Below are 3,446 nucleotides of genomic sequence, written 5' to 3' on the forward strand. Positions count from 1 at the left end.
AAGGCGATGGCTGACGCGGCGGCGACATTCAGGCTGTCGAAGCCTTCTGCCATATCGATCCGCACCGTCCGCAGACGGGCGAGCAGGCTTTCGGGCAGGCCTTCGCCTTCGGCGCCGAGATAGAGCGCCAGCCGTTCAGTCCTTTTCGTATCGCGGATGCCGGTTCGCCCGCGCGGCGACAAAGCGAACTGGCCGAAGCCCAGCCGGTCGAGCGCTGTGGTGAAGCCGATGGTCTCAGTGAAGGAGGCGAAGGGAACTTTCAGCGCGGCGCCGACCGAAACGCGGATCGCCTTGCGGTACAGCGGATCGCAGCAGGTCGAGTCTAGAAACACGGCATCGGCGCGGAAGGCGGCGGCGTTGCGAAAGATCGAGCCCATATTGTCATGGTTGGCGATGCCGACCAGCACGACGATCAACGCCCGGGCGGGCAGGGTATCCAGCAAGGCCCCTGCAGGCTGCGCCGCGCCTTTGCGGCCAATCGCCAATATGCCGCGATGCATGTGAAAGCCGGCAATCCTGTCCATGACCTCGCTGGCCGCCACGTAGACCGGAAGGTCCACGGGTGCTTTGCGCAGGGTTCCGTCAAGGCCTGCCAGCCGATTGTCGAGTACCAGCACCGATTCGGCCGCAAAGCGTTTGGCCTCGAGCAGCATTTCGAGCACCACCTTTCCTTCGGCAACGAAACGGCCCTGCCGGCCGGCAAGATCGCGCTCGCGGATGTCGAGATAAGCGGCGACGCGCGGGTCTTGCGGGTCGTCGATACGAATGGGGCGCATGCTTGCCTCAGCTGACTCGCATCGGCCCGATCGTGGTGAGCTTTCCGACAGCACGACGCGTGGATCCAAAGTGTTAGAGCGTACTTTCTGCGTCCAACTGGACGCAAGTCGCTCTTAGAATCGTTAGCGAGGTAAGGGTGCCCGGGCCAGTTCTTGCATTTATGGATATCGTTATCCCAAAACCGCTTCGCACCCTCGGTCAAGCCCAAGGGCAGGCTTTTGGGCGACATGCATTGGCCGGTTACGTCCCGGAGCGACGCGGGCGGTATGCCATCTGCGATAGCTCACCCTCGCCGAAAATCCCGTCCAGCGTGCTGAGAAGTTCGCGCACGGCATCGGATTTACAGGAATAGTAGATCATCTGCCGGTCGCGCCGGGTCTCGACGAGATCGAGCGCCCGCAGTTTGGCCAGATGCTGCGATAGGGCGGATTGGCTGAGCAGAACCTTCTCGGCGATAGCGCCGACCGACATTTCACCGTCGGCCAGATAGTTCATGATCAACAGTCGTTTCTCGTTGCCCATCAGCGTCAGAAACGCAGCCGCTGATTCGGCATTGGCAATTAGCTTTTTCGAGACCATCGATCCCCCATGCCTTCCTGCTCATCCGGCGCTATGGGGGCAATAGCGTCTGATTCCATAGGCTCACTCGCGAATGTGCGCTGGCGATTCAACGCTACCGGGAAAGCGTAGAACATCTCGCTCAAACCTCAAGACTTGCTTTCGGCCCGACGCGATTAACTGTCGGACTGTGTTTAATCCGCCACTCGGCCGGTTTTTGCCATGTCGACCAGAACATGCCTGAGCTCGCGCGCCGTCCTCAATGGCTCGGGAAAGAACACCCGGCAGACATCGTCGCCCAGCGCCAGGTCCATGCCGTCGGCGTCGAAGCCGGTGACGACCCAGCCGTCGCCCACCGCCTTGGCGAAGTGGCGCGCGTAGACGGCGATCGCGTCGCTATGGTCGGCATTCATGTGGTCGAGGGCGGATTGTTCGCCAGCGGCAAGCTCTTCGACGATCGGTGCGGTCGTGACCAGATCGGCGCGTTCGAGCAGGTAGGCCTTGCCAAAGCCGCCGTTGAGACTGGCGCGCTCTGGCTCGAGGCGGAAGATCGAGAAGTCGCCAAGACCGGCATAGAGCTTCGCCTTGGGGTTGCGGTTGAGATAGCGCCGGTCGGCGCGGGCGTGCTCGCCGGATCCACGCTCAAGCCGTGCTGCCCGACAGACGAGCGTCAACCGCGGGTGCGCCAGCGGGTCGCCCTTGCCGGGCTCGCCGACAAGCAGCGAACAGCGCGGGTCGGCAAGGATTGCGCCGGTATGGGCGGACAGCATCGATACAAGGATCAGCGGCGTGCCGTCGAGATCGGTGGCGACGCCAACCCTGCTGGCCAGCGGCGAACCGGTCCCGGGTTCGATCACCGCCAGCGCGCCGAAACGGGCACTGCGGATCAGCGTCTTTGCCAGCCTGATCGCTTCGGCGTCGGTCTCGCGGATCACGTCCTTCTTTCGGTCGGCCAAAATCCACACCGTCTTAAGCTGATGTTTAGTCTCTGGTTATCAACCTATCACACCGGATTTGACAAGGGCTTCAGTTTCGATTTTCGGGAAGGCCGAAGCGTGCCAGCACGGTCGCCGCCTGACAATCGTGATAGGCCGGCATAGCGGCAAGCGTCGGCCGGGAGCGCGAAAAACGCGGCGCCGGGGCGGGGCGCTCAAGCGCACCCGACGTCAGAAAGGCGTTGCGAGCGCCATTGTGGGGATGATCCCTGGCTTCCCGCAGGGACAGAACCGGTGCAACACAAGAGTCGGTCGCAGCAAAGAGACGGTCCCAGTCGTCCCGTGTCTTCTGCCCGACTCGATCGGCGTGCACAGTGTCGTCAGCATCGAAGCGCCCAAACAGGGCGGCCAGTGCGCCGGCACCAGCATCACGGCGCCGCCGCCATAGTCGGCGACGAGGTTGAGCGGTGGGACTGGCCGGCCTCCTTCCTGGCCGATGGCGTGCAGCACACCCGAATAGGCGAGGTAGGTGATGTCGTGGCCGGCACGATCCGATAGCGGTCCGTTCTGGCCGAATCCCGTCGTGCGGCCGTAGATCAGCGCCGAGTTGCGTGCCAGTACCGCGGCCGACCCAAGACCAAGCTGCTCCATGACATCGGGACGAAACCCTTCGATCAGCATGTCGGCCTTTTCGGCAAGGCGCAGCACCAGTTCGGCGCCTTCCAAGTGCTTCAGGTCAATCCGCAGGACGGAGCGGCCGTGACGGTCGATGTCGTATTCATCCGGTAGCGTCAGAAACGGCCGGGTCGACCCAGCCCGCTCGATTCGCAGCACCTCGGCTCCCATCTCCGACAGCATCAGGCCGGGTAACGGCACCGGTCCAATCCGGCCATCTCGATCACCGTCAGGCCGGCGAGCGGGCCGGTCTTCGCCTGCGGGGCGACTTAGGCACTCATGGACGGCTACTTCGGCGCCATGCGGATGGCGCCATCAAGGCGGATGGTCTCGCCGTTGAGCATCTGGTTTTCGATGATGTGCAGCACAAGGGCTGCATATTCGGAAGGCTCGCCGAGACGGGACGGGAAGGGTACCGCAGCGCCAAGCGAATCCTGCACCTCTTGCGGCATGCCGGCCATCATCGGTGTCTTGAAGATGCCGGGCGCGATGGTGCAGACG

Annotated in this window: 4 protein-coding genes and 1 pseudogene; all 5 read right to left on the minus strand. The window is 63.2% G+C overall.

Going from position 1 to position 3,446, the window contains the following annotated elements; translation table 11 throughout:
* Window positions 1-776: RNA methyltransferase (locus EOA86_RS27295; protein ID WP_164892014.1), on the minus strand; the 776-nt coding region annotated here is incomplete at its 3' end.
* Window positions 777-1,017: 241 nt separating this feature from the next.
* Complete coding sequence (locus tag EOA86_RS27300; RefSeq protein WP_127210857.1) at window positions 1,018-1,356, minus strand: metalloregulator ArsR/SmtB family transcription factor; 339 nt, start codon at window positions 1,354-1,356, stop codon at window positions 1,018-1,020.
* Window positions 1,357-1,529: 173 nt separating this feature from the next.
* Window positions 1,530-2,291, minus strand: coding sequence for a HugZ family protein (locus EOA86_RS27305; protein ID WP_127210856.1), 762 nt, complete (start codon window positions 2,289-2,291; stop codon window positions 1,530-1,532).
* A 210-nt stretch (window positions 2,292-2,501) separates the two neighbouring features.
* Window positions 2,502-3,146, minus strand: coding sequence for a CoA transferase (locus EOA86_RS27310; protein ID WP_245497394.1), 645 nt, complete (start codon window positions 3,144-3,146; stop codon window positions 2,502-2,504).
* An 86-nt stretch (window positions 3,147-3,232) separates the two neighbouring features.
* Window positions 3,233-3,446 (minus strand): annotated as a pseudogene (locus tag EOA86_RS27315) (3-hydroxyacyl-CoA dehydrogenase); the annotation flags it as partial.

This window comes from Mesorhizobium sp. M5C.F.Ca.IN.020.32.2.1 (assembly GCF_004023105.1).
In the GTDB taxonomy this organism is placed as follows: Bacteria; Pseudomonadota; Alphaproteobacteria; order Rhizobiales; family Rhizobiaceae; genus Mesorhizobium; species Mesorhizobium wenxiniae.